The sequence below is a fragment of the 'Camptotheca acuminata' phytoplasma genome, assembly GCF_041276565.1.
Lineage (GTDB): Bacteria > Bacillota_I > Bacilli_A > Acholeplasmatales > Acholeplasmataceae > Phytoplasma.
Genome location: NZ_JBGGGR010000038.1, coordinates 1 through 1,403, shown reverse-complemented (window position 1 = coordinate 1,403; position 1,403 = coordinate 1). Strand labels below are relative to the sequence as shown.

Annotated in this window: 1 protein-coding gene; it reads right to left on the bottom strand. The window is 43.8% G+C overall.

Annotated elements, in window-relative coordinates:
- Window positions 1-1,158: 1,158 nt before the first annotated feature.
- Window positions 1,159-1,403 (bottom strand): hypothetical protein (locus AB6A63_RS02240; RefSeq protein ID WP_370431064.1); only part of this gene is annotated, 245 nt, incomplete at its 5' end.

Below are 1,403 nucleotides of genomic sequence, written 5' to 3'. Positions count from 1 at the left end.
TCCACTTTCCATTCTTCTTTTTGACCAAGATTGTATTTGCGAACTAGTTGGGGGTAATCAACTTCCTTTATCATCCCGACATCAAGTAGCCTCTGAACCTCTTCATTTATAATTTTATGCCCATCCCTGGCAAAGCTTCTCCTTTTTTAGCGTACTGGGGGATGATGTGGGTCCACTCTTAGCTTGTGATGATCAACTCAGAATTGATTCCTTTCATATCTTGAGTCTTCTAGGCAAAGGTTATCAAGTTTTTATGTAGGAAGGCACCCAATTCACGTTCTTCCCGTTCACCAGGTGATGCCCCTATCTGAAGCACCTTCTCGCTTTCCTTTGTGCTGAAAATTATCTTATTCGTTTCATCTCTAGGAGTCGTAGCGCTAGGATTCCCTCTAGGACTTAAGGGTTCGTCTATCACTTCTGGTGGCCAAACCCCCTCACAATCCAGGGAACCCCTGGTGAAGATCTTGACTCCCAGCCCGACTCTGTAATTGCCATTTAGTAGGACTCCCTTTCATAGCAATGGCATGGCATTCCCGTGTTGTATACTGACATCCATGCATGCTAATGATTTTACTATTATGTTCAAACTTCGTGCATTGGTGTAGCGTGGAAGTTATCGCCCCAAGTTTGTCAATCAAGGGTCTTCCTATGATCCTACTGTATGGGGAATTCTTGTCCACAATAATAAATTCTGTCATAATAGTCATATATGCTCGATCTCATTGCCAATCGTTGTCGGGAGCTTCAGGGCCCCAAAAGGAACAGTCAAATCCCCATTGATGCCAGCTATTACTGAAGTTGTAAGGAGCACATCCTTTTAGCTTTGGGATATGCTTTTTCGAATAACACATTGGTGGAACTTCCCGTGTTGACTAATACTCTTCTAACTTCGAAATTTGCTACCTTCATTGTTATGATAAGAGAGTCGGTGTGTGGGCAATGTACCATACGGGGATCTTATTCCTCGAACTCGATTCTTGGTATGGCTTTAGGTCGTTTCTTTATAGTGCTCACCTCAAGAGCTTGAGGCTCTACTTTGGCTTGTCTTGCATATCGCTTTCGGGCTCTATTTGAGCTCCCGGTTTGGGAGTCCGAAACATGCAAGACATTGATCACCTGGTGCTGGGGTCCCTTCTTATCCTCCATTTCTTCAGTCCTTTAACTTCCTCTTGGCGGCTGCCTCTCCATTCGATCACCAAACTTTTCATCCTTCAAAACATATTCCTGGAGTCTCCCTTTCCTAATATGACATTCCAACTTTTGTTTCAAGGTCCAACAATTATCTGTAGTGTGGTCATGATCCTTGTGGAACACACAGTACTTGGACTTGTCCCTCATCTCCGGATCCGCTCTGAATTTCCTGAGCCACTTTAAGTATTCCTTGCTCTGAATTCTTCTAAGGA